At 44.0% G+C, this 2,328-nt stretch carries 2 protein-coding genes; both read left to right on the top strand.

Annotated elements, in window-relative coordinates; genetic code table 11:
• Positions 1 to 469: 469 nt before the first annotated feature.
• Entirely contained in the window at positions 470 to 1,027 is a 558-nt protein-coding gene (ahpC, locus tag A142_RS16310; protein ID WP_019824478.1) for an alkyl hydroperoxide reductase subunit C, read from the top strand.
• A gap of 212 nt (positions 1,028 to 1,239) precedes the next feature.
• Positions 1,240 to 2,328, top strand: a 1,089-nt coding sequence (gene ahpF, locus A142_RS16305) for an alkyl hydroperoxide reductase subunit F (protein ID WP_069591573.1), incomplete at its 3' end; no start/stop codon positions are given.

Here is a 2,328-nt window from a genome sequence, read left to right as displayed (position 1 = left end):
CATTTTCATAACTTTCTCCAATTCGTTTTTTATTCTGTGCTTTTCGAAGTCTAACTTCAGTATCTCGTTTCGATGAAAAGAGTATAGGGAGAGATTGCGATTAACTGAAATTATCATAATTTATATTAATGATAATTTTTTGTTATTCCCAGATTAAAATAGGATCTCAGCTCACTTAAAGAAACGCTATCTACATACATGCTCACACTATAAATAGACGCTCACATTAGCAGGAGGTCAGCCCAATATAGAGAACAACCTAAAGAGCATAGCCACTCAAATCGAGTATTGCTGATGTTTGATGGCTTTTGTTAATCGTTTTTGTTGATAGCTTTCTCCTTTCGAAGATAGGAATCACCTATTGAATCTATAGAAATGTCCGATTTCACTAATTTTCGGTGCCAATGCAATATATCTCCATCGACGCGGGATAGCGTTAAACACTACAAATTAGAAAGAGAGTCAAAACATGATCAACACAGAAATCAAACCATTCAACGCAACAGCATTCAAAAACGGCGAATTCGTAGAAATCACTGAGCAAGACGTTAAAGGCAAGTGGGCAGTATTCTTCTTCTACCCAGCAGACTTCACTTTCGTATGTCCAACTGAGCTAGTTGACCTACAAGAAAAATACGCAGAGCTTCAATCTCGCGGTGTAGAAGTTTACTCAGTATCAACTGACACTCACTTCTCTCACAAAGCATGGCACGATACTTCTGACAAAATCGGCACTATCGAATACTTCATGGTAGGTGACCAAACAGGCACTATCACAAACAACTTCAACGTAATGCGTGAAGGTCAAGGCCTAGCAGACCGTGCTACGTTCCTAATCGACCCAGAAGGCGTTATCCAAGCAATGGAAATCACTGCTGAAGGTATCGGTCGTGACGCTGAAGACCTACTACGCAAGGTTAAAGCAGCACAATACGTAGCGGCTAACCCAGGTGAAGTTTGCCCAGCTGAATGGAAAGAAGGCGAAGAGACACTAGCACCATCTCTAGACCTAGTAGGCAAGATTTAATCTAAGCCTACCTAACAAGAATAGCTAAAAAGAACAAATAAAACGGTTCTACAGGCGCGCTTCGGCCTCCCTCCTAAAGGGCAGTTGCGCGCCACCCTTTCAAATCATCAAAACCACAATATTTGCCGACTTGCGCCCCCTTTTTATTTTCCTTTTTCAGCAAGAAGGTATTGGTCAATACCAAGACACAGAATTTAAGAGCAGGCACGATTATGTTAGATCAAGCAATGAAGCAGCAGCTAAAAGCATACCTAGAAAACCTAAAAACCAATGTTCAGTTAGTGCTGAGCCTAGATGACAGCGATACCGCAAACAAACTCCAAAACCTAGCAAACGACATCGCGTCTTTAACGGACAAAATTGAAGTAACACGCGATGATAGCGCAAGCACGCGCAGCCCTATCATGCAGGTAGTGAACCAAGAGAAAGGCACAGCGATCGGTTTCGCCGGTTTACCAATGGGTCACGAGTTCACGTCACTAGTACTGGCACTGCTTCACAGTGGCGGTCACCCAATCAAGCTTGAAGCTGACGTAATCGAGCAAATTAAAGAATTAGATCAAGATCTTAATGTTGAGATTTTCATCTCACTATCGTGCCAAAACTGTCCAGAAGTGGTTCAGGCCTTCAACATGATGTCGGCGATTAACCCTCTGGTTAAGACAACTATGATCGACGGCGCTGCATTCCAAGAGGAAGTGAAGTCTCGCGACATCATGGCAGTACCGAGCGTGTTCATTAACGGTGAGCTATTTGGTCAAGGTCGTATGTCACTGGCAGAAATCCTTAATAAAGTAGACTCAGGTGCAGCTGAAAAGAAAGCAGCAAACCTAAACCAACAAGCACCGTTTGATGTGTTAGTTGTCGGTGGTGGCCCAGCAGGTTCTTCAGCAGCAATTTATGCAGCACGTAAAGGCATTCGCACGGGTGTAGTTGCTGACCGATTCGGTGGCCAAGTAATGGATACCATGGCAATTGAGAACTTTATCTCAGTGAAAGCGACAACAGGTCCTAAGCTAGTGGCTAGCTTAGAAGAGCACGTAAAAGAGTACGGTGTTGAAGTAATGACTGAGCAGCGCGCTGCAAACATCATTGCTGCAGAAGACACAAAAGACGGCTACATCCATGTTGAATTAGAGAGTGGCGCAACACTACGAGCTCGCTCTGTTATCACCAGTACAGGTGCACGCTGGCGTGAAATGAACGTTCCGGGTGAACAAGAATACCGTAACAAAGGCGTGGCTTACTGCCCACACTGTGACGGCCCACTGTTCAAAGGCAAGAAAACAGCCGTTATCGGC

Origin of the sequence: Vibrio splendidus 12E03 (genome assembly GCF_000272105.2) — a bacterium.
GTDB lineage: Bacteria > Pseudomonadota > Gammaproteobacteria > Enterobacterales > Vibrionaceae > Vibrio > Vibrio splendidus_I.
The sequence above is the reverse complement of the archived record's forward strand: the minus strand, read 5'-3'. Positions and strand labels throughout refer to the sequence as shown.